Source organism: Mesorhizobium sp. M4B.F.Ca.ET.089.01.1.1, from assembly GCF_004022605.1.
Classification (GTDB): domain Bacteria; phylum Pseudomonadota; class Alphaproteobacteria; order Rhizobiales; family Rhizobiaceae; genus Mesorhizobium; species Mesorhizobium abyssinicae.
In genome coordinates this window covers 1-644 of the sequence record NZ_RZOS01001158.1, presented here as the reverse complement: position 1 = coordinate 644, position 644 = coordinate 1, and the positions used below count along the sequence as shown (strand labels likewise).

The window sequence follows — 644 nt, the reverse complement described above, 5'->3', positions numbered from 1 at the left end:
CGCCGCAAAGGCCGCGGGATGCGATCGTGACATCGGACGGGGGCTGGAACAAGAACGGCGTGGCGCAGCAGTTCGACATCTACGCCCCGGGCTCGATCCTGATCCCCGGCGGCTTCGCCACCATGGGCTTCGGTCCCCCCGCCGCGGTCGGGGCCAAGATCGCCGCGCCCGAGCGGCTGGTGATCAGCCTTGTGGGCGATGGCGGCTTTGGCCAGAACCCATCCGTGCTTGCCACGGCGGTGGCCGAGAACGCGCCAGTGATCTGGATTATCATGAACAACAATGCCTATGGCACCATCGCGGGCCTGCAAAGCGCCAATTATGGCCTAACCTATGGCACGACCTTCCCGCGGGCGGCGAGCTTGGACGAGCAGGTGCCGGATTACGCCGCCATTGCCCGCGCTTATGGCTGCGACGGCGTGCGCATCACCTCGGCAGCGAAGTTCAAGCCCGCACTGGAAGCGGCCATCGCCTCGGGGCGGCCCACGGTGATCGACGTTGCGATGATTAATAATCCCACTCCGACGTCAGGCCACTGGAACATCCTCGACATCTATTCCCCGGAAGGCAACGCCGGCCACGTCTCGACTGACTGATCCTTTCCGCGTGGCGGCGGCAACGCCGCTATGCATCTATAAATGGGC

The 644-nt window shown here is 64.8% G+C and carries 1 protein-coding gene; it reads left to right on the top strand.

Going from position 1 to position 644, the window contains the following annotated elements; genetic code table 11:
* The coding region (locus EN780_RS36565) for a thiamine pyrophosphate-dependent enzyme (RefSeq protein ID WP_245500254.1) at nucleotides 1–596 on the top strand (596 nt) is incomplete at its 5' end.
* Nucleotides 597–644: the final 48 nt, after the last annotated feature.